This is a genomic window from Leifsonia sp. Y862 (genome assembly GCF_057669585.1).
In genome coordinates this window covers 1,446,801-1,472,257 of sequence record NZ_JBYHFR010000001.1, presented here as the reverse complement: position 1 = coordinate 1,472,257, position 25,457 = coordinate 1,446,801, and the positions used below count along the sequence as shown (strand labels likewise).

At 64.1% G+C, this 25,457-nt stretch carries 24 protein-coding genes; all 24 read left to right on the top strand.

All coding sequences use genetic code 11. The features are described from left to right. The first annotated feature begins 3 nt into the window (after positions 1-3). The gene (locus tag AC25Z0_RS06890) at positions 4-516 is read left to right on the top strand and encodes a flagellar hook capping FlgD N-terminal domain-containing protein (RefSeq protein ID WP_488132685.1); all 513 of its coding nucleotides are present in this window, start codon (positions 4-6) and stop codon (positions 514-516) included. A gap of 54 nt (positions 517-570) precedes the next feature. Further along, positions 571-1,743 (top strand): flagellar hook protein FlgE, encoded by a 1,173-nt coding sequence (locus AC25Z0_RS06885; protein ID WP_488132684.1) that lies wholly within the window; start codon positions 571-573, stop codon positions 1,741-1,743. 107 nt (positions 1,744-1,850) lie between these two features. Beyond that, positions 1,851-2,180 carry a flagellar FlbD family protein gene (locus AC25Z0_RS06880; protein ID WP_488119439.1) on the top strand — a complete coding sequence of 110 codons (330 nt, stop codon included), beginning with the start codon at positions 1,851-1,853 and terminating at the stop codon, positions 2,178-2,180. Further along, positions 2,180-2,944, top strand: coding sequence for a motility protein A (locus tag AC25Z0_RS06875; protein WP_488119438.1), 765 nt, complete (start codon positions 2,180-2,182; stop codon positions 2,942-2,944). The genes AC25Z0_RS06880 and AC25Z0_RS06875 overlap by 1 nt, the downstream gene beginning before the upstream one ends. Next, on the top strand, positions 2,941-3,762 hold the full coding sequence (locus AC25Z0_RS06870) for an OmpA/MotB family protein (RefSeq protein ID WP_488119437.1): 822 nt from the start codon (positions 2,941-2,943) through the stop codon (positions 3,760-3,762). The genes AC25Z0_RS06875 and AC25Z0_RS06870 overlap by 4 nt, the downstream gene beginning before the upstream one ends. A gap of 83 nt (positions 3,763-3,845) precedes the next feature. Continuing rightward, positions 3,846-4,766 (top strand): flagellar motor switch protein FliM, encoded by a 921-nt coding sequence (locus tag AC25Z0_RS06865; protein ID WP_488119436.1) that lies wholly within the window; start codon positions 3,846-3,848, stop codon positions 4,764-4,766. Then, positions 4,763-5,479 carry a flagellar motor switch protein FliN gene (gene fliN / locus AC25Z0_RS06860; protein ID WP_488119435.1) on the top strand — a complete coding sequence of 239 codons (717 nt, stop codon included), beginning with the start codon at positions 4,763-4,765 and terminating at the stop codon, positions 5,477-5,479. The genes AC25Z0_RS06865 and fliN overlap by 4 nt, the downstream gene beginning before the upstream one ends. Next, positions 5,480-6,028, top strand: coding sequence for a flagellar biosynthetic protein FliO (gene fliO, locus AC25Z0_RS06855; RefSeq protein ID WP_488132683.1), 549 nt, complete (start codon positions 5,480-5,482; stop codon positions 6,026-6,028). 71 nt (positions 6,029-6,099) lie between these two features. Further along, on the top strand, positions 6,100-6,879 hold the full coding sequence (gene fliP / locus AC25Z0_RS06850) for a flagellar type III secretion system pore protein FliP (protein WP_488119539.1): 780 nt from the start codon (positions 6,100-6,102) through the stop codon (positions 6,877-6,879). After that, positions 6,879-7,154: a flagellar biosynthesis protein FliQ gene (fliQ, locus tag AC25Z0_RS06845; RefSeq protein WP_488119433.1), complete on the top strand. Its 276-nt coding sequence runs from the start codon at positions 6,879-6,881 to the stop codon at positions 7,152-7,154. Before fliP ends, fliQ begins: the two co-directional genes overlap by 1 nt. 1 nt (position 7,155) lies before the next feature. Continuing rightward, complete coding sequence (locus tag AC25Z0_RS06840; protein WP_488119432.1) at positions 7,156-7,914, top strand: flagellar biosynthetic protein FliR; 759 nt, start codon at positions 7,156-7,158, stop codon at positions 7,912-7,914. Beyond that, entirely contained in the window at positions 7,914-9,017 is a 1,104-nt protein-coding gene (locus tag AC25Z0_RS06835) for an EscU/YscU/HrcU family type III secretion system export apparatus switch protein (protein ID WP_488132682.1), read from the top strand. Before AC25Z0_RS06840 ends, AC25Z0_RS06835 begins: the two co-directional genes overlap by 1 nt. Position 9,018: 1 nt before the next feature. Continuing rightward, positions 9,019-11,067 (top strand): flagellar biosynthesis protein FlhA, encoded by a 2,049-nt coding sequence (locus tag AC25Z0_RS06830; RefSeq protein ID WP_488119430.1) that lies wholly within the window; start codon positions 9,019-9,021, stop codon positions 11,065-11,067. After that, positions 11,042-12,061 carry a hypothetical protein gene (locus AC25Z0_RS06825; protein WP_488132681.1) on the top strand — a complete coding sequence of 340 codons (1,020 nt, stop codon included), beginning with the start codon at positions 11,042-11,044 and terminating at the stop codon, positions 12,059-12,061. The genes AC25Z0_RS06830 and AC25Z0_RS06825 overlap by 26 nt, the downstream gene beginning before the upstream one ends. A gap of 4 nt (positions 12,062-12,065) precedes the next feature. Beyond that, entirely contained in the window at positions 12,066-12,326 is a 261-nt protein-coding gene (locus tag AC25Z0_RS06820) for a carbon storage regulator (protein ID WP_488119428.1), read from the top strand. Positions 12,327-12,572: 246 nt separating this feature from the next. Continuing rightward, entirely contained in the window at positions 12,573-13,166 is a 594-nt protein-coding gene (locus AC25Z0_RS06815; protein WP_488119427.1) for a YegP family protein, read from the top strand. A 1-nt stretch (position 13,167) separates the two neighbouring features. Continuing rightward, entirely contained in the window at positions 13,168-15,000 is a 1,833-nt protein-coding gene (locus AC25Z0_RS06810) for a protein kinase domain-containing protein (RefSeq protein ID WP_488132680.1), read from the top strand. A 132-nt stretch (positions 15,001-15,132) separates the two neighbouring features. After that, positions 15,133-16,128: a phosphate ABC transporter permease subunit PstC gene (gene pstC, locus AC25Z0_RS06805; protein WP_488119425.1), complete on the top strand. Its 996-nt coding sequence runs from the start codon at positions 15,133-15,135 to the stop codon at positions 16,126-16,128. Further along, the gene (gene pstA / locus AC25Z0_RS06800; protein WP_488132679.1) at positions 16,128-17,501 is read left to right on the top strand and encodes a phosphate ABC transporter permease PstA; all 1,374 of its coding nucleotides are present in this window, start codon (positions 16,128-16,130) and stop codon (positions 17,499-17,501) included. The genes pstC and pstA overlap by 1 nt, the downstream gene beginning before the upstream one ends. Continuing rightward, positions 17,501-19,138 carry a phosphate ABC transporter substrate-binding protein PstS gene (gene pstS / locus AC25Z0_RS06795; protein WP_488119423.1) on the top strand — a complete coding sequence of 546 codons (1,638 nt, stop codon included), beginning with the start codon at positions 17,501-17,503 and terminating at the stop codon, positions 19,136-19,138. Before pstA ends, pstS begins: the two co-directional genes overlap by 1 nt. Before the next feature lie 177 nt (positions 19,139-19,315). Continuing rightward, complete coding sequence (locus AC25Z0_RS06790; protein WP_488119422.1) at positions 19,316-21,832, top strand: hypothetical protein; 2,517 nt, start codon at positions 19,316-19,318, stop codon at positions 21,830-21,832. 119 nt (positions 21,833-21,951) lie between these two features. Then, positions 21,952-23,025 carry a hypothetical protein gene (locus tag AC25Z0_RS06785; protein WP_488119421.1) on the top strand — a complete coding sequence of 358 codons (1,074 nt, stop codon included), beginning with the start codon at positions 21,952-21,954 and terminating at the stop codon, positions 23,023-23,025. A 37-nt stretch (positions 23,026-23,062) separates the two neighbouring features. Further along, positions 23,063-24,127, top strand: a complete 1,065-nt coding sequence (locus AC25Z0_RS06780; protein WP_488119420.1) for a hypothetical protein — start codon at positions 23,063-23,065, stop codon at positions 24,125-24,127. 163 nt (positions 24,128-24,290) lie between these two features. After that, positions 24,291-25,451 (top strand): hypothetical protein, encoded by a 1,161-nt coding sequence (locus AC25Z0_RS06775; RefSeq protein ID WP_488132678.1) that lies wholly within the window; start codon positions 24,291-24,293, stop codon positions 25,449-25,451. Positions 25,452-25,457: the final 6 nt, after the last annotated feature.

Below are 25,457 nucleotides of genomic sequence, written 5' to 3'. Positions count from 1 at the left end.
CCCATGACGGATCCTGTGACATCAGCCACCGCGGCTGCTGCGTCGACGCCGACGGCAGGCATGTACACCTCGTCAACGAAGACGCGAACGCCCAGCCAAACGCTGGACTCCGACGCGTTCATGACGCTGCTCATCACGCAGCTGCAGAACCAGGACCCCAGCTCGCCCATGGACACGACGGCCATGATCCAGCAGACCACCCAGCTCGCGATGATGGAGAAGCTCACGGCCATCGAATCGACGGCAACGGAGAACTTCTCCCTCCAGATGCGCGTGGCAGCAGCTGCGCTCGTCGGCCAGCAGGTGACGTACTCCAAGACTGACGGAACTGTGGTGACCGGCACCGCAACATCCGTTTCCTACACCGGAGTTGTGCCGACAGTGTCAGTCGGTGGCGTTGATGTTGCCCTCGACGCCATTTCCGGGGTGACGACCACTACTGCAACCACTCCGCCGGACACCACCACTCCGCCGGACACCACCACTCCGCCGGACACCACCACTCCAACGTCCTGACCTCTTCGCTCCCCACACTTTTCTTCCCCTTTTCATTAACCGAAAGGCGCAACCATGCTTCGCTCTCTCTACTCCGGTATCTCAGGCCTTCGTTCACACCAGACCATGCTTGACGTGACGGGCAACAACATCGCCAACGTCAACACCACCGGCTTCAAGTCGGGTGCCGTGCAGTTCCAGGACACGCTCTCGCAGGTCGTCAAGGGCGCCGGTGGAGCGGATGCCAACAACGGTGGCACCAACCCCGCCCAGGTCGGTCTTGGTGTGCTGGTCGCCGGCATCTCCACCAACTTCTCCCAGGGTTCGGCCCAGTCGACGGGTAACGCGTCAGACATGATGATCTCCGGCGACGGATTCTTCATCACCCAGAAGGGCGGCGACACCACCTACACCAGGGCCGGATCGTTCAACTTCGATGCACTCGGCCGCTTGGTGTCGCCTGACGGCGCATTCGTGCAGGGTTACGCTGCAATCAACGGTGTCGTCCAGGACGGTGGTGCCGTCGGAAACATCACGCTTCCCCGTGAAGCCATCGTTCCGGCAAAGGCAACCACGTCTGCAACGGTCGGCGGTAACTTGCCTTCGGAGACCCCAATTGGAACGTCTTTGGTCCAGGACATTCCGATCTACGACGCATCAGGCGTCTCCCGCACGCTGTCTGTGACCTTCACTCGCACAGCAGCAGGCTGGGATGTCGCCGGCGATGACGGCGCGGGTGCAACGGGCGCGAGCGCTCTCGAGTTCACCAACGGCGTGCTCACCGCGGGTGGCGCCATGACTGTGGGTGGCATTGCCATCGACCTCACCGCGACCACTGGTTTTGCCGAGTTGAAGACGGTGTCGGTCACCGGTCAGGACGGCAACGAGGCCGGCACGCTGAAGTCATACAGCATCGGGCAGGACGGCACGATTGTCGGCCTCTTCAGCAACGGTGAGAAGCAGGCCATCGGTCGCGTCGCCCTCGCCACATTCGTGAACCCCGGCGGACTCGAGAAGAACGGATCGTCGTCGTACAGCGCGACGTTCAACTCTGGCGACGCGGAGATCGGCGTCCCCGGAGCAAACGGCCTCGGCGCGCTCATTTCAGGCTCCCTGGAAATGTCGAACGTCGACCTGTCGCAGGAGTTCACGAACCTGATCGTGGCCCAGCGTGGTTTCCAGGCCAACGCCCGCATCATCACCACCTCCGACTCCATCCTGGAGGAGCTCACCAGCCTGAAGCGCTAGAAAAACTCTCACTTTCGCTGTCGGCCGTCCCCTTCACCTTACGAGTGGAGAAGGGCGGCCGACAGTAGTGTGTGACGGCCGACCCGGCCGAGACCAGGGATGGACACATGATCGTAGTTACCCGGCTGAATGACAGCCAGTTCGCGATCAATCCCGACCTGATCGAACGTATCCACGCCAATCCGGACACCACGCTGGTCATGGTCGATGGCGCAAAGTTCATCGTCACAGAGTCCCTGGACGAGGTCATTGAAAAGATCGCGGTTTACCGCGCGCGCATCATTGCCCTGGCCTACGAGCCGCCGCCTGTCTCACCCGCGAAGGTGAGACAGCTGGGACTCGTGTCATCAACAGACAACGTCGAATCGGAGCAGTTCCGTATCGACGATATCTCAGAGGCAGACAACACCGTCCAGCTTCGTCCCAGGAGGAAGTAATGGATCCGGCTACCCTGATTGGCATCGTTCTCGCCTTTGGCGCATTGTTTGCCATGCTGACGCTTGAGGGATCGCACATCACCGCGATCCTGCTCCCAGCGCCAATGATCCTGGTCTTCTTCGCCACGATCGCCGTTGGTATCGCCGGTGGCACGATCAAGGACTTCTTCGTCGCGGTCAAGGCGCTGCCGCGCGCGTTCAGGGGCAAGACGACACCGCCCCAGCTTGTCATCGACCAGGTAGTCGGCCTCGCCGAAACGGCCAGGAGCAAAGGCCTGCTCGCGCTCGACGAGGAAGCGGCGAACGTCGACGATCCGTTCCTGCGCAGAGCGCTCCAGAACATCGCTGACGGCACGGACGGCGACGAACTTCGCATCCTCCTCGAAGACGAAATTGCCACCCGCGCAACGGCGGACCGCACCGCGTCGAAGTTCTACATGAGTCTCGGCGGCTATGCGCCGACCATCGGCATCGTGGGAACCGTCGTGTCACTCACTCACGTGCTTGAGAATCTCGATGCGCCAGACACGCTCGGCCCGATGATCGCCGCGGCGTTCATTGCCACGCTCTGGGGTCTCTTGTCTGCCAACTTCCTCTGGCTGCCGATCGGAACACGCCTGAAGCGACTGACCGATCTCGAGGTCGAACGGATGACGCTGCTGATGGAAGGTGCTCTGGCTGTTCAAGCGGGGAGCCAGCCGCGCGTGCTCGGCGAACGACTGCGGGCAATGGTGCCCGCCGAGGCGTTGTCTGACGCAGCATGAGCGCCCGTCCCCGGAGCCGGAAGCCGGCAGTAGCCGAAGACGAACATCCAGACGAACGGTGGATGGCGTCGTACATGGACATGGTCACCGTGCTCATGTGTATGTTCATCGTGCTCTTTGCCATGTCGACGGTCGACCAGGACAAGTTCGAACAGTTGCGTAATTCCCTGGCGTCAGGCTTCGGCACAGAGATCACAGAAGAAACCGATACCTCACTCGGCGTCGTGGTTCCCCCCGAACTCATCACCGAAGACGGCGAAGGCTTCACGGATGCTGAGCTCGCCGCGAACGAAATCGACGAGCTGCGCAGGATCCAGGAACAGATCAGGGCGAACCTGCAGCAGAACGGCGTGGAAGACCTCGTCGAGTTCAAGCTCGATGAGCGCGGTCTCACCATCGGACTCGTGGGTTCTGAAACCTTCTTCCAGCCTGACCTGGCCGACCTGAGTCCCGCAGCCATGGTCGTGCTTGACGCGATAGCGCCCGTCCTCGCGCCGGACACCAGGCAAATCTCGATCGAAGGACACGCAGACCGCCACGGCAGGACCATCAACTTCCCGACAGACTGGGAGTTGTCCTCCGGTCGGGCCACGCAGGTGCTGCGGCGCCTGGTCGAGTTCGGGGCCGTCGGGCAGGAACGCGTCGGCGCAGTCGGTTATGGCGCTGCCAGACCGGCAGCAAGCGGCGATGCCCTTGAAGACATGGCTATGAACAGACGCGTCGATGTCGTCGTACTCTCCAACCTGTCCCAGTCGGTCAGAGAACTCATCCCGGGGATCATCTCCAATTCGACGGCGTCGGCCGCGATCGTTCCCTAAGACGACCGAACTGATTGCCAAGACGACCGAACTGATTGCCGCCGCGGCTTACATGAGTGCGGTATCGGCCGATTGTGTTCTACGTGACGGTCCAGGAACAACTCAGCAGTAGCGTACCCATTCGAGGTGCTGGCACGGTCGATCTCTACGACTTCCGTCGGCCGACCACTCTGGCGCGTGAGCATACGCGCGTTCTTGAGCTCGCCTTTGAGACGTTCGCCAGGCAGTGGGGAACCCAGCTGACCGCCAAAGTCAGAATCATGTCGCAGGTCTCCTGCGAGGTGGTGGCGATGCACAGCTATGACGAATACGCCGCATCGCTTCCTGCCGCCACCGCGATGGTGCTGTGCAGCATTGAGGGCCTCGCGCCGAAAGCCGTGATTCAGTTTCCGACATCCGCCGCCCTGTCATGGGTCGTGAACATGCTCGGTGGTACCGGCGGAAGTGTCACCGGTGAACGCAAGTTCACCCAGATCGAGCACGCGCTCGTGCGCAGACTCATGGAAGACGCCCTCGAAGACCTCCGGTACTCGCTCGGATCATTGCTGGTCGCCTCCATTGGCGTTGACGGAATCCAGTACAACTCCCAGTTCGCCCAGGCCGCAGCCACCGCTGATCTCATGATCGTCGCGACGTTCACGATTCGGGTCGGAGAGCACGTCGCGCAGGCGACTGTCGCCTTGCCGGCTGAGGCTTTGCTGCCTCAGCTTGGAGAGGCGAACCCGACAAGCACCACCGCGAATGCGAACGAGCTCATCCACGCCCAAATGGCGTGGGTGCCGGTCGACGTGTCGGTGCAGCTCGCTCCGGCACGCGTCGTTCCCAGCATGATCCTCGACTTGGCTGTCGGTGACGTGCTGCCGCTGCCACACCCGCAGCATCGTCCCCTCGACGTCGCCGTCGATGGCCACCCACTTGCACGTGCAGCCGTCGGGGCCAATGGTTCCCGCCTGGCCTGCGTGGTCGTCAACGGCCCCGCAACAACTGAGGAGAAAACAGCATGACCATGACAGCAACCACGACCGGTTCCATCCAGGCGGATGCCGTTGCGGCACTCGTGCAGGTGCTTCCGACGCTGAGCCCGCTCGTTGCAACCCCGTACACCGGTGCGGTTCCTGCCGGCCAGTTGGGCACCGCTGTCAGCGCATCGTTCGTCGGGGCGCGCTCCGCAGACCTGGCTGTTGTCGTTGTCGACTCCAAGACTGTTACCGCAGCCTCAGAGTCGGAATCATCGCTCATCTCCGTCGAAGACGTCCTGCGTCCGTCGTTGGAGGCCGCGGCTGAGGTGCTGGGGAACGGTGTTCTCGGTGCGGCGAGCACGCAGGATGCCACGGCGCTGTTCAGCGACCCTGACACCATCGTCTACGAGCTCACCGACGATGGCCAGAATGCCGGCTGGTTCCTCATGCGCATCAGGGAGAACGGCACCATCGGCGCCGTCAACGGCCTTCCGACCGAATCGGTGGTCGGCAAGCTTGGCCGCATCAACAGTGTCGAGATGGCGCTCACCGTTGAGATCGGCCGCACCAGGATGTCGGTGCGCGACGTTCTCGCCCTCGAGCCTGGCGCCGTCATTGAGCTTGACCGCTCTGCGGGGGCTCCCGCCGATGTCCTGCTGAACGGCCGACTCATCGCACACGGCGAAATCGTCGTCGTCGACCAGGACTATGCCGTTCGCATCACCCGCATCCTCGATGTTGCCGAGGGCATCTCGTAAGTGGACACCCTTGTCATCGCGTTGCGGGTAGCCCTCTCCCTGGCCGTCGTGGTCGGGTTGCTGTGGTTCATGCAGCGCAAGGTCACCCGGAGCAGCCGGGTGAGCAAGAACGCGCAGCTCATCTCAGTGGTGGGCCGCCAGGGCGTCGGCCAGAAGGCATCCGTCGTCGTTGTCGACATCGACGGGCAGCGGTTCGTGCTCGGTGTGACGGAGCAGAACGTGAACGTGTTGCAGTCGGCTGCTGCCCCAGCATCCGTTGCCGTTGCAGCGCCGAGGAAGGCTGCGAGCCCCCGTTCGTCGGCCGACCTCTTCGCGCTCACCCTTGATTCTGCAACCAGTGAAGAGGCGGCCGGCATGGCGGCGGCCGGCGATGATGCTCCCGCAGGCGATGCTCCCGGTGTTGCCGCGGCTTCGGTGGCCACCATCGACCCTGCGATACTGCACAGTCCTGCTGTACCGCACAGCGCAACGAAGCGCGCGCTCGGCGGCTCCATCCTGTCGCCGGCGACCTGGAAACAGACAGCCGCTGCCTTGCGGCAACACCCGTGACCGTGCTCAGCGTTCAGGCGGTCAACCGCACGAGACGCATCAGGACTGCCGTTCTCATCTCGCTTGGGCTGATGATCGTGCTGGCCATCATCCTGCTCTCGGCGTCTGCCGGATTCGCTGCTCCTGGCGACCCAGGCGAACCCCTCGACCCAACGGCGCCCACCGACCCCACTGTGCCCGGTGCAGGACTCACGGTCGACATCAACGGTCCGAACGGCACACCGTCATCGGCGATCGTCACCCTGATCGGCATCACGCTGCTCTCGGTCGCGCCGGCACTGTTGCTCATGATGACGTCGTTCACCAAGATCTTCGTGGTGCTGGCGATGACCAGGAACGCCCTCGCGCTGCCGTCGATCCCACCCAACCAGGTGCTCGCCGGCCTCGCCCTGTTCCTGTCGCTGTTCATCATGTCGCCGATCCTGATCGACATCAACGACTCGGCCGTGCAGCCATTCCTGAACGGTCAGATCGATTTCAGCGCCGCCGTTGAAGTCGGGTCTGAGCCGCTGCGGCAATTCATGCTTGCGCACACCAGGGAAGAGGACCTCGCGCTTATGACGCGAGCTGCCGACATGGCCAACCCAGACTCTGCGGTTGATGTGCCGATGCTGACGCTGATCCCTGCCTTCATGATCTCCGAACTCCGCGCGGCGTTCATCATCGGGTTCGTCATCTTCATCCCGTTCCTCGTTATCGACCTCGTCGTGTCGGCAGCGCTGATGTCGATGGGCATGATGATGCTTCCGCCCGTCATGATCTCGCTCCCGTTCAAGATCCTGCTGTTCATCCTCGTCGACGGCTGGGGACTCATCGTGACGTCCCTGATCGACAGTTATGGGGGTGGTTGATGGACGCCAACGCTGTTCTCGACATCGGCCTGCAGGCCATCATCATCTCGGCGAAGCTCGCCGCCCCCATCCTCATCACGGCCCTGGTGGTCGGCTTCGCCATCTCGCTGTTCCAGTCGATCACCCAGATCCAGGAAGTCACGCTCTCATTCGTGCCGAAGGCCATCGCCGTCTGCATCGCCATGGTTATCTGCGGCCACTGGATGATCTCGGAGATCGTGTCGTTCACCAACGCGATGTTCGACAAGATCCCGTCCCTCCTCGGGGGAGGGTGACGTGAACATCACGCTGAACTTCGAATGGATCGAAGCAGTGATGTTGGCCAGTGTCAGAATCGTGACCTTCCTGGTCATTGCACCCCCGTTCTCCTACAACGGCATTCCGTTGCGCATCAAGGGCATGCTCGGCATCGGACTGGCATTCGCCGTCTCCCCAAGGGTCGTCCCCGGCTATGTGTCGCAGGGCACTGGCGAGTACATCGGGGCGCTTGTCCTTGAGATCCTCGTCGGGGGAGTGCTCGGCTTTCTCGTGATGCTCGTCTTCTCCGCTGCCCAGTCGGCCGGCAACTTGATCGACATGTTCGGCGGTTTCCAGATGGCGCAGGCATTCGACCCGCAGGCGATGCTGAACGGTGCGCAGTTCACGCGACTGTTCCACATGACCACTCTCGCCCTGCTGTTCGCCTCCGGCGGGTACCAGCTCGTGATCGGCGGGCTCGTGCGCACGTTCACGGCCATTCCGCTCGGGGGAGGCCTCGACCTGGCCGCATCCGCCCAGGCCATGGCTGACGGTATCGGGCAGGTGCTGCTGTCTGCAGTGCAGATCGCCGGTCCGTTGATCGTGGTGCTCTTCCTGGCCGACGTCGGCCTCGGCCTGCTCACCAGGGTTGCCCCAGCGTTGAACGCATTCGCGCTCGGCTTTCCGCTCAAGATCTATCTCACGCTCACCCTCGGGTCCGTCGCGTTCATCGCGTTGCCCCGCATTGTCTCGTCTCTCACCGGGCAGGCCGTCGACGTCTTGATCGGGGTGAAGTAATGGCTGATACCGATTCAGGAGAACGCACAGAGCAAGCCACCCAGAAGCGGATGAAAGAGGTCCGCTCCAAGGGGCAGCTCTCCAAATCCCAGGATGTGACGGCGTGGGTCGGCATTGGGGCCGCCGCGGCCATGATGCCGTACACCATGCAGCTCGCCGCAGACGCCGGTACCACCCAGATGTTCACGGTCAGCCATCTCATCAACCAGCCGGATCCGATCATGGCGGTCCAGGCGCTGGGCGATGGCCTGGCATCGATGGCCGGAACGATGATGCCCATGCTCATCGTGGTGTTCGTCGTCGTGCTGATCGGTGCAGCAGCCCAGGGCGGCATCCACTTCAAGAAAATGGCCGGCAAGTTCGAGCAGTTCAACCCGGTGGCCGGCATCAAGCGCACCTTCGGCACGCAGGCGCTCTGGCAGGGCACGAAGGCGCTCGTGAAGACGGTTGTTGTTGGCCTCGCGCTCATGGTGGTGATCCAGGGGCTCGTCCCCGTGCTCATGACCGCCGGCGGACTGCCCGTCTCCTCGCTGCTGGATGCCGCAAGTGGTGGCGTGGCCGGCCTCATCCAGACGGCTGTCGCAGCCGGCCTCATCCTCGCAGCGGCCGACCTCTTCGTCGTTATGAAGCGCAACCGCAAGAAGACGCGGATGACCAAGAAGGAAGTCAAAGACGAGAACAAGAACTCCGACGGCGACCCGCTCATCAAGTCGCAGCGTCGGTCTCGGCAACTCGCCATGAGCCGGAATCGCATGCTCGCCGCCGTGGCAACCGCCGACGTCGTGCTCGTGAACCCCACCCACTTTGCCGTCGCCCTGAAGTACGAGGCCGGAAAGTCTGCCCCTCGGGTCGTGGCCAAGGGTGCCGGAATCATCGCCCAGCGCATCCGTGAACAGGCGGAGACCGACCGGGTGCCGATGGTCAAGGACATCCCGCTCGCTCGCGCGCTGCACTCAGCGTGCGAGATCGGGCAAGAGATTCCCGCTGAGCTGTACAACGCCGTCGCTCGCGTGCTCGCCTTCGTGATGTCGCTCCGGTCACGGGGCGCAGCGCTCGGCGTACACACCATGTCTGAACTCGCAACACAACCAGGAAGCCGTTGACATGAAACGAAACCTAGGAATGCTCGCTGTCCCCGTCGGGGTCGTCGGCATCGTTCTCCTGCTGGTTGTGCCGGTGCCGGCAGTCCTGCTCGATGTGCTCATCATCCTGAACATCCTGCTCGCGCTGGTGATCCTGTTGACGACCATGTTCGTGCAGAAGCCGCTCGACTTCTCGGTGTTCCCGTCGCTGCTCCTCGTCGCGACACTGTTCAGGCTTGGCCTGAACGTGGCATCCACGCGTCTCGTGCTCGGGGACGGCTATGCGGGCCAGGTGATCGCGGCATTCGGACACGTTGCCGTTGGTGGCTCAATGATCATCGGTGCCGTGATCTTCCTGATCCTCGTGGTCATCCAGTTCGTCGTGGTCACCAAGGGTGCTGAACGTGTCGCAGAAGTCGGCGCCCGATTCACCCTTGACGCCATGCCTGGTAAGCAGATGGCCATCGACGCCGACCTGAACGCCGGCCTCATCACCGATGTGCAAGCCAGGGAACGCCGGGCAGAAGTGTCGGCTGAGGCCGACTTCTACGGTGCCATGGACGGTGCGTCGAAGTTCGTCAAGGGTGACGCCATCGCCGGAATCATCATCATCATCATCAACATCGTCGGTGGTATCGCCATCGGCATGATCCAGCGCGGCATGGAGATCGGCGAGGCCCTCGACACCTACGCCCTGCTGACCATCGGTGACGGCCTTGTCACCCAGATTCCCGCCCTGCTGATGGCGGTGTCAACCGGCATGATCGTGACGCGGTCCAACGCTGAATCCGACATGGGATCAACGGCATCCGCCCAGCTGACGCAGTCACGCAACGCACTGATGATCGCCGGCGTCGCAGCCATCCTGATGGCTTTCATCCCAGGCATGCCGATCATCCCCTTCATCACTGTCGGCGCCGGCCTGCTGATCGTCGCGCAGCGCATCAAGGCGCGGAAGGCCTCCGACCTGGCCATCGAAGCCGCGTCCGTCGCGGGGGAGCGCACGGGCCAGTCGGACAAGCCGGAAGACCTCATCGAGCAGATGCGCGTGCATGCGCTGGAGATCCAGTTGTCCACCGACCTCGTCGACATCGTGTCAGGCGCCTCAGACGACCTGCTGGCCAGGGTGCGCGCCCTGCGCAGGAAGATCGCTCTCGACCTCGGCGTCGTCGTGCCGCCTGTGCGCACCAGGGACAGCGTCGAGCTGCCGCCGTCGACCTATGTCATCCGCATTGCCGGTGTGGAAGCCGGCCGAGGCATGGCGCCGTCCGGCAAGGTGCTCGCACTTGGCGACCACCTCGATTCGCTGCCGGGCGTCGCAACCGTCGAGCCGGTCTTCGGACTGGCCGGCAAATGGGTGCCGGCCGAGATGCGGCACAGCGCTGAAATGATGGGGGCGACGGTCATCGACCGCGTCTCCGTCCTGGTCACCCACCTCTCCTCGATCATCACGCAGAACGCCGCGCGATTGCTGTCGCGTGAAGATGTCAGGGTGCTGACGGATGGCGTCAAGGCGGTCAACCCGTCGGCGGTCGAAGAACTGATCCCCGGCCTCCTGTCACTGGCTGAGGTGCAGCGTGTCTTGCAGGGGCTGCTCGCCGAGCAGATTCCCATCAACGACCTGCCGCGCATCTACGAAGCGCTGTCCCTGCGTGCCAAGGTCTCCACAGAGCCGGAGGGTCTCATCGAAGCGGCCCGGCAGGCGCTCGGCCCCGCATTGGCGATGCAGTATCTCGACGGGACATTGCTTCGGGTCATCATGATCGATCCGATGTTGGAACAGTCGATGCTCGAGGGCATGCGCCAGGGCGATGGCGGCAGCCAGATCCTGCTGGATCCGCTGAAGACCGAGGCGGTGCTCGCCTCGTTGAAGGCGACGGTGAGCTCGGTGGAGTCGAACGGCTATTCCGCAGTGCTGGTCTGTGCCCCTGCACTTCGCCCGGCCATCCGGAAACTGGTGTCGACGCAGTCCGGCGGCATTCCGGTCTTGTCGTATCAAGAAGTTACGTCGGCGAACGTCGGCATCGAAACAGTAGGAGTGGTTCGTGGAACCGAAGCAATTTCAGCTTGAGGGTCAGTCCCTCCCTGAGATCACGGAGCGCGTTCGCGCGCTGTACGGACCGGATGCCAGGATCGTCTCAGCCGAGCGGGTCACCGTTGGCGGGGTGAAGGGTTTCTTTGCCAAGCAGCACTATGAAGTCACCGTCGAAGAGCAGGCGCCGCGCGAGCTCACTGTCGACGCCAGCGGCATGGCCGGCGCAGACCTGACCCGGCGCCTCGGGATCGCCGCACTGCTCGACGATGCAGACGACGTGGAGGAACGCATCCAGGATCTCCCCGTTGCGCCGAAGCTGTCGACGGCATCCGCTGATTTTGACGCCATCATGTCGGACCTCAGCACGGCGACCGGCCTCGGACCGGAGATCGACCTTCTTGCTGCATACACGAAGCCGCAGCCGCTCGCATCCGCAGCCGCTCTGGCCGGCGAGCCTGCAGGGGATGGCGATGACCTCAGCAGTGCGGGAGCGAATTCTGCGCGCCAGGCTCCGAGTCCGCTGACAGGCGCCGGTGACCTGGTCGTGATCGCCGGTTTGTACGACGATGCCCTCGGCGTCGCCCGCTCGATGGCTGCATCGTGCAACGGGCTGGTACGGCGTGGTGGGTCGCTTGCCGCCGACCTGGGCGGGTCTGTCTCCGACCAGACCGGGTCTGTCACCGATCGGCGTAGCGCGCTGGACGCGCGGGCGGCCGGCGTTGAGAACGGCGCCGCAGTATTTGTCGCGTGGGGCGTGCCGACGGGCGGACGTCACGCTCTCGCCGCTCCCGTATCGCCCAGTGTCAGCAACGTCGCAGCCGACCAGTGCTGGGTGGCCGTTGACGCCGGTCGGAAACCCGCGGACTCTGCCCGCTGGGTGCGCGCCATTGCCGCCAACACGGCGGTGGATGCGGTTGCTGCCGTCAACGCTGCCGGGACCCAGTCGCCCGAAACGCTGAGGCTGCTCTCGCTTCCCATCGGCTGGATCGATGGCGTCCCCGCAGCCCTGTCGTCGGTCGCGGTAGGCTGAACGGATGCTGGTTCTTACGCGTAAGCCCGGAGAGAAGATTCTCCTCGGCGATGACATCGTCATCACCGTTCTCGATACCCGCGGCGACAGCATCCGGATCGGAATCGACGCCCCTCGTGGCCTCAAGATCCAGCGGGACGAAGTAGTTCGCGCGGTGAGCGAAGCCAACCGCGAGGCAGCGGAGGCCTCATCGGGTGCAGAGGCTGCCATCAAGGCGAGCCTCGGCATTCTGCCCTCCTCCGAGCCTGTGCCCGCAGCCGACTAATCCTCGCTCTGGCGGTCGTGCCTTCTTTGGGGTAGTGGGTCGTATTTTGGCGGCATGCCGTACAACGGCGTACCACAGGAGACCGTGCAGTTCCGCTCGCTCATCTGCCCGCCACCGCCCGTTCACCTGCCGGACGGCTGCGCGCAAGACCCGAGCCTGAATGTTTCGTGAGAGGTAGCGTGTCGCCCGCCCTGGGCGCCTCGTGCCTGACAGAACAGCACATCTGTGCCCTCTCACTGGAGACCAATGCCCGCGACGCCGCGCGTGATGTTCACCTCGTTCCAGACGTCAGCCGAACCGCTGCTGCGTGCATGGGTTCGATTCCGCGACGAGATTGTGAATGCGAACCGACTGGTGGCTGATCCTCAGCCTGGGCGCCCGGGGGATCTTTCACCGGGACGAGCCGTTGCCGTCCCTCCCCAGTCCGCTGCCGCGTTGCCTGGCACGTCGGCGTCGTTCCCTGGCACGGGGAGCGCGGGGGTCTGGCGATTGCTCGCGACAAACAACCGGGAACTGGCCAGGAGCTCACACGCATACACCAGCCTGGATGGCGCGCAGGCCCATATCGCCCGCATCCGTGACCGGGTGGATGCCCTGGGCGTGGTCTTCGTACTTGGGCCAAACCCGGGAATGCGCGGGTGGTTCCTGACGCTCGACGGCCATGTCGTTGCGACCTGTGGACGTTGGTACGGAGGCGTTGTGCCGTGCCAGGAATCATCAGCGGCAACCATCGACGGCCTGCGGACGGCGACGATTGCCGAAACGGCGAGGCCAGGCGGACCTCCCGTCGCGCGATCAGGCGCCGCGTCACGCCAGTCCCAGCACGTCCTTGCGTGGTGATATGGGAGACGACGCACTGATCTCCGGCCGATTCCGGCTGGGCGAATTGCTCGGCACCGGCGGCACGGCCTCGGTCTTCGACGCGGATGATGTTCTCGACGGCACCAGGGTCGCGCTCAAGATTCTGCATCCGCACCTTGCTCGCTCGGAGGAGGCGTGCGCCACGTTCGCGGCAGAGGCCCAGACCGCCGGGGTGCTTTCTCATCCGAACATCGTGAGGGTGCTCGCCTCTGGGGTTCATGAAACCGACGAACAGCGGTGTGTCTGGATCGCCCTCCAACGCGCAGATGGCATCACGCTCGCCGAGTACGTTGAGGCGCATGGTGCGCTCGAGGTTGACGATGCGCTCACTGTCGCGGAAGGGATGCTCCGTGCCCTGGAAGCCGCGCATGCCGCCGGCATCGTGCACCGTGACATTTCACCGACCAATGTGATGGTGAACGTTTCCGCCGAGAGCGCGGGGTCAGGACTCGGCCGGAGGATCGAACCTGCGGGTGTGCGTCTACTTGACTTCGGACTAGCCGATATCGCAGGCCGCACGGCTCACGGCGCCGGGGTGCTTGGGGAGGGACGCACGACGCCGCACGAGCGAACCATTGTCGGCAATGCCCACTACTTGTCACCCGAACACGCTCGGGGACTGCCGGTAACAGAGAGCAGCGATCTGTACCACGTGGCCGGGGTGCTCTACTTCGCGCTGACCGCACGACCGCCATTTCCTCGAGCGACGACGGCCGCTGTGCTGGAGGCCCACATTCAGTCGCCGCCGCCCGTGCCCTCTGTTCTCAACCCGTCCTGTTCGAGGTCGGTCGACCGCATTGTGGTTAAAGGCATGCTGAAATCATCAGCGAGTCGCTTCGTTTCCGCGACCGACATGCTGGCCGCGGTGCAGGACGCCAGGTCTGGTCCGATAGTCAGGGGTGCGTGGCCAGGGGAGAAGCGTATGCTCGCACCCCAACACACCCTGTCGGAGTCTGATCGGACGATGGTGATTCCGGCAGGTGCAACCGCGGATCCTGACGCTCTCACGGCGCGTTTGGCGGAAGGCCGCGCCGGGGGAGCAGCGCCGGCCTCCGTGGGGGTGACAACCGGACAACCGGTAACGCGGGATCGTGAGTACGCTGCGGTGCGAAAACGCACAGGAGCCGGGCGTGCAGGTCCCGGCGTTGGCGCTTTTCTCCTGCTTGTTCTCGTCATCGCGGTGGTGTGGTCTGGAGCCGTCACCGGGGACCGACGAGATGATGCCGTGCCCGTCGCGTCCGCGGGCCCGAGCCCGCCAGCATCGACGCCGACCCCGACACCCACACCGACGGATTCACCATCGGCTGTGCCGCTGATGGTGAGCGTTCCCGAACTGGGCACCATGACGCTGAAGGACGCGCTGTCAACACTCGCGAACGCCGGGCTCGTGGCGGGGGAGCTTGCGGTTGAGAATTCCGCTGCCCCCGGCGACACGGTACTCGGCATGAGCCTGCTGGCAGGCACGTCTGTCGCGCCGGGAACCACCGTGGGCCTCGCCGTCGCGTCGGGGTCGAACGTGGTACCGGCCGTCGCTGGCATGACCATGGCGGATGCCGTGGCGGCCGTACGTGCCGCTGGCCTCGACGCCCTGCAATCCGTCAGTGCGGCGCAAGGAATAGCAGAGGGTACTGTCATCCAGACCCAGCCGGCAGCCGGTACCGCGTTGCGGCTGGGAACGAGTGTGACCATCGTCTCAGCCGGGCCACAGGCGCCGGTATCGCCGACTCCGACCGCGCCAACGGTACCCGCCGATCCGACGATTTCCCCGATCGCTCCTGCAGCACGGGAGTCGTCGCCGCGCTCGTCGGGATGACGCCGACAGCTCATGTCGTGGCGACTGCTCCTTCACCGCCCGGATGCTTGCCGTTCACCTGCGGCCCCAATTGTGAACGCGGGCTCGAACACTGACGCGCCTGCTCCCAGCTCCACCGATCACAAGGAAGTCATGTCCGAAGCCCAACTTGGCGGCATCACGCGCCGACGCCTTGTCGCCAGGGAGTCCGGTGGAGACCGTGTTTTCCGCGCGGTCAGCTTCGCGGCAGGTACGACGACTGTCGGAATCATGCTCGCAGTCGGCCTCTTCCTGTCGATTCGGGCAGGCTCCGCATTGCAGGTGGCCGGCCCTGCGTTCCTGTGGGAACAGGAGTGGTCGCCCGAGACACAGACCTTCGGTATTGCCGCGGTCCTGTTCGGAACCATCACCGTAGCCCTGGTCGCAATGTGCATTTCCGTACCGCTCGCGCTCGGCACAGCACTGCTGCTGTCTGAGGTGGTTCCCGCCAAAATCAGGCCGACCCTCATCTCGCTGGTCGACCTCATGGCTGCGGTACCGAGTGTTGTCTTCGGCCTGTGGGGCGTGTTTTTTCTCCAGGGCAACGTGCTTCCCGTCTCCCAGTGGCTGTCGACATACCTCGGGTGGATTCCCATCTTCGCCGTCACCTCTCAGACGGGGCAGCAGCTGACGGATGCGAGCGCATTCACATCGTCCGCATTCATCGCAGGCATCGTCGTTGCACTGATGGTGGTTCCCACCCAGACGTCTGTCATGCGAGAGGCGTTCTCCCAGGCGCCGGCAGGCGAGCGCGAAGGGGCGCTTGCACTCGGTGCCACCCGCTGGGGCATGGTCAGCGCCGTTGTGCTTCCGTTCGGCCGTGGCGGCATCATCGGAGGCACGATGCTCGGTCTCGGCCGTGCACTCGGGGAGACGATCGCCGTGTACATGATCATCTCGCCGATCTTCACGATCAACTGGCAGGTGCTGAAGACAGGAACCAACTCCGTCTCGTCCCTGATCGCACTGCGGTATGGCGAATCAAGTGAGTTCGGCCTCTCCGCGCTGATGGCCGCCGGCCTCGTGCTGTTCCTGATCACCCTCGCCGTCAACTTCACAGCGTCATCCATTGTTGCGCGCTCGCGGTCCGGCGCAGAGAGCGAGGCCTGATGTCCACGATCCTCGAACCCGGCGTGCGCGAACCGGTCGTACGCGAACCGGGCGTGCTCGAGCCCCTCGTCGACACTGAGAGTGAGGTAGTGCTGGCACCTGCGCCGGCACCCACCGTCATCCCGTCCCCCGGGGATCGCCCGATCGGGCCGAAGCGGCGGCTCCGAACAGCAACCATCGACGAGAAATTCAACCTCTGGGGTGCCCTGTTCGCCGGGGGAGCACTCGCCAGCCTGCTGTTCGGGTGGTTCACGCCCATGACGGGCGGCATCGGCTGGGCCGTCGTCGCGTTCGTTGCATTCATCGCCCTGTACGCCGTGCTGGTGGCCCTTCGCTCAAATGGTCAGGATGTCGCAGACAAGGTGATGACGACGCTGTTGTACAGCGCGGGCATCATCCTGGTGGGCGCACTGGTCTTCGTCTTGATCTACACCCTGGTGCGCGGCCGTGAGGCGCTGCCGCACCTGAACTTCTTCACGCAGACCATGGAGCTGGCCGGCCCACTCGATCCCCTCGACATGGGTGGCATCCTGCACGCCATAGTAGGAACTCTCATCCAGATCTCGATCGCCCTGGTCATCACCATTCCGCTCGGCGTGACCACTGCTGTCTTCCTGAATGAGGTTGGCGGCCGCTTCGCGCGGTTCGTCCGCACGATTGCGGATGCGATGACCGCATTGCCCTCGATCGTGGCTGGGTTGTTCGTCTACTCGGCGATCATCACGCTGATCACACACCAGCGTTCAGGGTTCGCCGCCGCAATGGCCATCACCGTCATGATGCTGCCCATCGTGATCAGGGCGTCGGATGTGGTGCTCCGCCTCGTTGCCGGAAACCTTCGTGAGGCGTCGTACGCACTCGGCGGATCACGATGGCGAACCGTCTGGCATGTGGTGCTGCCGACGGCGAAGTCGGGACTGGTCACCGCCGTGATCCTCGGAACCGCGCGAGGAATCGGGGAGACCTCCCCAGTGCTCCTCACCTCAGGTGTGACGGCCGTACTCAACGTGAATCCGTTCTCAGGGCCCATGATTTCGCTGCCGCTCCAGGTGTTCGACTTCGTGAAGTCACCCGAGCCGAACATGATCGCCCGTGGATTCGGGTCAGCTGCCGTGCTGATCATTGTCGTCCTCACCCTGTTCGCCGTGGCCAGGGTGTTCGGCGGCAGGGGTCCTGGCCAGCTCTCCTCACGCCAGCGTCGTGCGGCGCTCGCCGCATCTGCTCGCGATGAAGTGCGGATCTCCCGGCGCGACTCAGAACGCAACACAGTCCAGAACACAGTCCAGAACACAGTCCAGAACACAGTCCAGAACACAGCCCAGAACACAGCCCAGCCCGTACCGCCTACAGCAGCTACCAAGGAGACGTCATAGTGACGCGTCGCATCCGCTTGTCCCGTTTCCTCACCGCGTCGTTCGCCTTCCTGCTGCTGTTCCTGGGCGCACTGGGTGGAGTGGGCGCCCCTGCCGCGCTGGCCGACGAGTGGAAGCCGATCTCCGGCACCGGATCAACCTGGTCGCAGAACGCACTCGACCAGTGGCGCAAGAACGTCGCAGCCAACTACGGCATGACGGTGAACTATTCAGGCGTCGGATCCTCGGCGGGGCGGCGCGACTTCGTGCTGGGCAACGTTGACTTCGCGGTGAGCGAGATCCCGTTCCAGACGAGCCCGGAAGACGGTTCCGCACCGGAGCAGCCGACCACCGGATTCGCGTATATGCCCATCGTGGCCGGCGGTACCTCCTTCATGTACAACCTCAAGATTGGCGGCAAGAAGGTCACCAATCTTCGGTTGAGCGGAGAGGTGATCACCAAGATCTTCACGGGCGGCATCACCAACTGGAACGACCCGGCTATCCAGACCGACAATCCGGGACTCGCGATGCCGGACAAGGCGATTGTGCCCGTGGTGCGCTCCGACGGTTCAGGCTCAACCGCACAGTTCACCCTGTGGATGTCGAAACAGCACCCAGACCTGTGGAACGCGTTCTGTTCATCCGTCGGTCGATCGACACCCTGCGGCCTGACCTCGCAGTACCCGACCTTCGGCAACGCCAAGGCCCAGAACGGGTCGCTGGGCGTCGCCGGCTACGTCGGCCAGGACTACGGCGAAGGCGCCATCACGTATGTCGAGTATTCCTATGCTCTGAAATCCGGATTCCCGGTCGCGAAGGTGCTGAACAACGCCGGATACTACGTGGAGCCGACAGCATCCTCTGTGGCCGTTGGCCTGATGCAGGCGGCAATCAACACCGATTCCGCGTCGCCTGAGTACCTCACACAGATCCTCGACGGCGTGTACAACAACGCTGACAACCGCACATACCCGTTGTCGAGCTACTCGTACATGATCGTGCCTACGGCCGTTGCCGGAATCTTCACGGAAGCGAAGGGCAAGACCCTCGGCTCCTTCGCCAGTTACATGTTGTGCGAGGGACAGCAGCAGGCCGCAGCGCTCGGCTACTCGCCATTGCCCATGAACCTGGTGCTTGCCGGGTTCGAACAGATCAAGCGCATTCCAGGAGCCGGGGGTGCCGCTGTCGATGTCAACGCGTGCAACAACCCAACGTTCAAGCCTGGCGATTCGCCTACGAGCAACCAACTGGCGCTCACGGCACCGGCACCGGCCGACTGTGACAAGGCGGGGCCTGACCAGTGCACCACCGGTACGGCAGGGGCAACGGATGACACCCCGGTAAGCGGGTCTGGCGCTGGCGGCAGCGCAGCGGGAGCCCAGGGAACGGATGCCGCAGCCGCAGTTTCGACGGCAGCGTCTGCAGGTGCTACTGCCGTGTACGACGAGAACGGAGCACTGATCAGCGGGAGCAACAGCGCGAGTGGTGCCGCGGTGTCGTCGCCGTTCTCTCTGGCCGACACCGGCTGGGGCACCTCGCAACTGGTCATGCTGTTCGCCGCGTTGCTGTTGATTGCAGGAACAGTGCTTCCGCCGCTCTTCTCGCGGCGGCTCAAGCGATCCGGCAGCGCGCCGGACGCATCCTCGCTCGGCTGATTCGTCGCGCTTCCCCCTGCTCGTTGCGCGCTCGCAACGGATGCTCGTTCTCGTGGCTCTCATTCCGACAGGCGCGGGAGAAGGGTCGTTCCAGACCTGTTCATCCGGGCGTCACCAACCGCTCGTACCGTGACCGCTATCGGCTGAGAATGTGCCGAAAAACCTATGGAGAATTCTGTGAAATCGAGTCGTCGCACGCGGTCGCACCCCACCTGGCTGCGTTCGCTCGTCACGGGAACCGTGGTGGGGGCCTTCGTATCAGCGCTCCTTGCCCTCTCTGGCGTTGTCGTGCCGACGGCATCCGCTGATCAGTCGAGTGCGGTGACCGTGACGGCAGCGAGCCAGGACTCGGATGCTGCCAACGCCCCGTTCCCCGACCTGGCCGTCACGGTCTCCCAGACGCGTGACCTGACCTCACAGGGCGTGACGGTGAGCTGGACGGGCGGCAAGAAGTCGACGGTGCCCGGGTCGGGTCACGGCGGAGAGAACTTCCTGCAGATCGCCCAGTGCTGGGGTGACGACGCGACGGGCCCTGACCGCACCACCTGCCAGTACGGCGGCTTCAACACTCCGGGGGCATCGAGAGACAACTCGGTTGCCGACGACAACGTTGCGGCAGAGGACGCCGCATACACCGCGCCGTCGACCTACTTCACCGTCCCGACCTACACGTCAATCCCGTTCAAGGCAGTCGATGGAAAAGTCATCCGCTCGGTATCAGACGACAACAAGAAGCTTGAAGTCGACGTCAACACCAATGAGTACTTCACCCAATACACGACAAACGAGGTGAAGTGGGCAGGCTCAGGAAGCGACGGGGCCGGCTCGGCAAAGTTCGAGATCCAGACGGCGCTTCAAGCACCGGGCCTCGGCTGCGGCCAAACCGTGAAATCGAGTGACGGCACCTCGAGCCCGCGTTCGTGCTGGCTGGTCGTGATCCCACGCGGCACAGCGGATGTCGGCGAGGCGCACGTGGTGAACTCCGGACTGTTCTGGAACAGCTGGAAGCACCGCGTCGCCTTCCGGCTCGACTTCAAGCCTCTCGCCGCCACCTGCACCATCGGCGCTGCTGAGCGCCAGCTCTCTGGGAGTGAGCTGGTCGCCGGTGCCGTCGCATCGTGGCAGCCGACACTGTGCACCAAGGCGGGAACCGCCACATACACGTTGAGCACCGGGACGGAGTCCGACGCGCTCGCCTCGGCGAACGGCACAGTCACCGCCCCGTTGGCGCTGACGTCCAGGGCGCTCTCCTCGAGCACCTCCGAGGTCGCAGACTCGCTCACGTACGCCCCGGTGGCGCTCACCGGGCTGTCGATCGCCTTTGCGATTGATCGCCAGCCGAGAGACGTGGCGGCCACTGATCCCGAGTATCTGGCCAAGGCTGGAATGTCGTTCAGTGAGCTCAAGCTCACCCCGCGGCTGGTGGCGAAGCTGCTCACCAACTCCTACCTCGACTCGTTGCCTACATACGCCGACAAGACCCACGTCGGCTACTTGAGCCCGGAAAAACCAGGTCACAACGCCCGCAACCTCACGCAGGATCCCGAGTTTCTCGCCATCAACGATCCCGAGTGGGCAGTCCAGACCCTGATGGGACCATCGTTGGCCGACCTTCTCGTTCCCCAGGGGCGATCGGATGCCGCGTGGCAGCTCTGGCGCTATGTCATGTCAGACCAGGCGGCAGCTGATTTCCTGGCCGGTGTGCCGGACGAGTTCGACATGATTGTCAACCCGTGGAGCGAGACGACCGACGAGGGAAACAAGAGCGGCAGCGCCCTCATCCTTCCCCGCGATAATCTGCCGAAGGCCGACCCCATCCAACAGGACGAATCCACTGCCCTCGGCGGCGCCGTCAACCTCGTGACCTGGCGACCGTACACAACCGACCTCGACACGAGCGCGTATCTCGCTCTTCGTGGCGATGGTCAGGTGCTTGGCGCCTGGGATGCCGTGTCGATCCCGCACAAATACGGAAAGAGCGTGCGTGACCTCACCGGCTACCAGCATGTTCTCGCCCTCACCGATACGGCATCCGCAGCCAAATACCAGATCGTATCTGCCTCGCTGCTGAATGCTGCGGGCAACTATGTGGCCCCGACGACCGAGTCGCTCACTGCAGCTGCCGCCGCTATGACGTCGGTCGCCGAGCAGCCGCAGGTCTATGAATATGATCCAGCCGGCGAGGGCGCGAAGGCTGCGGCGAATGCCTATCCGCTGGCGATGCCGGTGTATGCGGCCGCCAACCCTGCGCAGGCGGATGCCGCTGCGCGCGCAGACTACGCCGGCTTCATCCGCTATGCGGCCACCCTCGGACAGGAGCCTGGCACGGCTTCCGGCTTGCTGCCTGCAGGTTATGCGCCGCTGCCGCAGGGCTGGCGCGAACAGGCCGTGACGGCCGCGAACGCCATTCAGTCGGGTGTCCCCACTGTCGTGTCGAAGCCCGCGACCGCCTCGCCGACAGCGAGCACGCCGACGACCGTCAGGAAACCGACCGTCCCTGGCGCTGTGGCAGCCGCCCCAACTGCAGCGGCTCCGGTGGCAACCGGAGCTGTGGCCGCCGCGCTGCTGGGCAACGCCACCCCTGCCGATCCCGATACCGGCCCGATCTCCGCTGCCGTACCAGGGGGATTGCTCGCCGGTCTGGGGGCCGCGGCCGCCGTGCCGCTGTTCACACGCATCAGAAGGCGAAGCTGATGCCCGAAATCTTGGATAGTCCGGCACTCACCGGAGCGTCCAGGTCGACGCACCCGCGCCAGCGGTTGCTCGAACGCTCCACCCGAAGTGCTCGTCCAACCCATTCGAAAGGTATCAAAGTGAAGTCGAAGAAAGCTGTCGCGCTCTGCGCGACGCTCGGTCTGACCCTGGCCGGTCTTGCTGTCGCCGTTCCGGCGCACGCTGACGTGGTCTCCAACAGTTACGTGCTTGTTGGTTCTGACACCCTGCAGGACTCTGTCAACGCACTCGCCAACGGCACCACAATCACCGGTTCGTCAGTCCGAGTCACCGCTGCCGGAAACTCGATCGGCTCGTTTGACGCCACCGGTTCTGCCGCCATCCAGACGAAGCCCGGCGGCGCGTACTTCTCGCGCCCGTCCGGCTCTGGCGACGGCGTGACGGCGCTCCTGGCGTCGATCAACGGCACGGCGTACACCAACAACAATGGCACTCCTGCTGCCACGGTCACTGGTTTGATCGACATTGCCCGCTCGTCGAGCGCCCCTACCCAGAGCAACACGGGCCTGGTGCAGTACTTCCCATACGGCCGTGACGCTCTGTCATACGCGTACAAGGGCGGCACTGGCCTTGGCGAGATCTCGGCGGCCAACCTGAAGCTGCTCTACAGCTGCGATGCCGCGACACGGTCTGCGTTCGGCAACGTCACACCTGTTCTGCCCCAGGCCGCCTCCGGCACCAGGAAGTTCTTCCTCACCGCCATCGGCAACCCGACCATCGGCAACTGCGTCCTGCAGAACGAGGTCATCGAGAACGACGGCAGCGTTCTCGCCGACAACCAGCTCATCCCGTTCTCGGTCGCCAGCTGGGTGGCCCAGAAGAGCGGTGCTGGCCAGGACCGCACCAGCACGGCAACCCTCGGCAGTGCTATCCCCGGCACTGCGCCGTTCACCGGCACCGGCAGCGCGACAGTGCCGAACGCGGCGTACTACAGCAACGCCACGTTCGGTCGCGACACGTACGTTGTCGTCGAGTTCGCCCGTGTCGACCAGACCAACCCCAAGTTCGACCAGGCGCTGGCCGACCTCGTCGACCGCACCAAGCCCAAGAGCCTGACGAACTTCAGCGTCGGATCGCTCACCTCTGGTGCGGTCAAGACAAAGTTCGGCTTCCTCGCACCGTCAAGCACCACCGCGATCCGCGCATCCAAGTAGTCCTTCTGCACCTCGATGTGAAATGAAAGGCAAGAAAATGTTCAAGAAAAATATCGTTCGGGTCGCGTCTGTCGCTCTCCTCGCGACGTCGATCGTCGGAATGTCCGCCGTTGCGGCGAACGCGGCACCCCAGGCGAATGGATCCGACGGTCCCGTCTACATCTACGAACCGATGGATGAGGTGCGTTACGCGGACAACTACGTGTTCGCGTGGGACGAATCAGTCGGCGGATCCCCGTCTGCCACAGACCCGCACGCGAAATTCTCCTGCTCGGCTGACGCGACGTCTGTCAGGACCTTCCTTGCCCCGCAGGGCCAGGAGCGCGCCCCCAAGAACTGGTCGGCCTACGCGGACGGCGGGTTCACCGCGCCGGGCAGCAAGGACGTCATGTTGATCACCACCACACCGATCGAGCAGATCCTCGGACTGATCGGCCAGGGCGCGGTCAAGGCGGTCGGCGGCAACTACAGCGTCGGCATGGCGTGCCTGAAGGACAACCACGTCAACCTGGCGTCGTCCGGTGTCTGGTACGCCAGCATCTCGATCACACCGGGCACCGGCGCATACACGGTGGCTCTTCCCTCTGATGCCCCGGTCACCGCGCCCGTCGATCCGTCCCAGCAGGGCAGCATCGATATCTCGGCCGGTGCCATCGCGGCAGCCGACGGCGCACTCAGCCTTGAAGTTCCGGCTGGCGCAAGCGCAACGCTCGCAGCTCCGACGCTGGTGAACAACCTGTCAACGGCAACGGGCACGCTCCCGACCTTCACGGTGAAGGATGGCCGTGTCGTGTCGCTGAAGGGCTGGGATCTGACCGCCACGGTGCAGAACTTCACCAACTCGGCTGATGCAGCGGTGACGATCGACTCCAAGCAGCTCGGCGTCGCCCCGAAGGTCGTCACGTCGACGGCATCCGGTGTGGTCGCGGCAGCCGCGCACATTGCGGGCAGCTCGACTCCGTTCACCACCTTCGCCTCGGCACCCGCCGGGCAGGCTGTCGGTGACACGGTACTCGGTGCCGACCTCACCTTCGTCGCGCCGGCTGGCAAGGCCGCTGGTACCTACACCTCGAAGCTCACGCTCACGCTCGCTTCGAAGTAGTCCAGCACGCAGTACCACGGCGGGAGGAACGCGTTCAGCGCGTCCCTCCCGCCAGGGTGTGTGTGCGCCGACATGAGTCACCAGCGTCCACCCGTTTACTTTCGTTCACAGCTCGTTCAGCCCCGCGAGGGGTGCACGACAACATCCTTTGGACTAATGAACCGTGCTCTCCATTTCATACTTCCCTGAGCGTCTGCGACGTGTGCGCGCTGGGCTCACTGCGGCACTCGTGCCTGCCCTTCTGCTCGGCATTGTGATGGCATCGTCTGCATCCCTGCCGGCAGTAGCCGACGAGACAGACGGCATCTCCGGTTCGCCGGGCACAGTGGAGGGAGCCGATACACGTTCCCGGTTCAGCTACCAGGCTGAGCCAGGCCAGCACCTTGACGACTACTACGTCGCGCGCAACACCGGCACGACGCCGCAGACCCTGACCATCTTTGCGAGCGACGCCTACAACTCGGAGGACGGTTCGTACGGTCTTCTCGACACCGATGCAGCTCCGATCGACGCCGGGAGCTGGGTGAGTTTCGACAATGGTGCCAAGCAGCTCAGTATCCCGCTGGATCCCGGTGCCTCCCAGGTCGTCCCGTTCTCCGTCGATGTCCCGGCTGATGCGACGCCGGGTGACCACGCTGGTGGAGTAGCCATCTCAGTGCAATCAGCGGTGGGTGAAGTTCTCGTCGACCGCCGTGTTGCCACGCGCCTGTATGTGCGTGTGCCAGGCGAGCTCCAGCCTGCGCTTACCATCAGCAACATCGAGGCGTCGTACGCGCCGAGCCTCAACCCGCTCGACGGGCTGACGACAGTGACGTTCACCGTCGCCAACAATGGCAACATCGCGCTCGGCGCGCACATGGTGATCGGCGTGAAAACGCTGTTCGGCATCGGTGCAGGCGATCTCGTGCGCCAGGAACTCTCCGAGATGCTCCCAGGGGCAACCCGGACCGTATCGATCGACGTTCCAGGCGTCGGCCAGTTCGGCTACCTCAATCCATACGTTCGGATGGCGCCAACCGTTGAACAGGACGCATTGAACCCCGGCGCCCTGCGAGAGGTCAGTCGCGACACCATGATTGTCGCGATGCCATGGTGGTTGCTCGTCCTTGTGCTTGTGGGCGGTTCGCTCTGGCTGTTCACCCGACTCCGGGCGAAGCGCGACGAGAAGAATGCCAAGGCATGGATCGCGTACACAGAGGCTGAAGCCGAGCGCAAGGCTCGTGAAGCTGCACCTGAGCCCGCACTGGTTGCCACTGGTGGCGAGCCTGCATCCGCTTCGTCGTTCCCGTCGCCCTCGCCGTCGCCGTCAGCAGACGGGCGGTAGGGGACG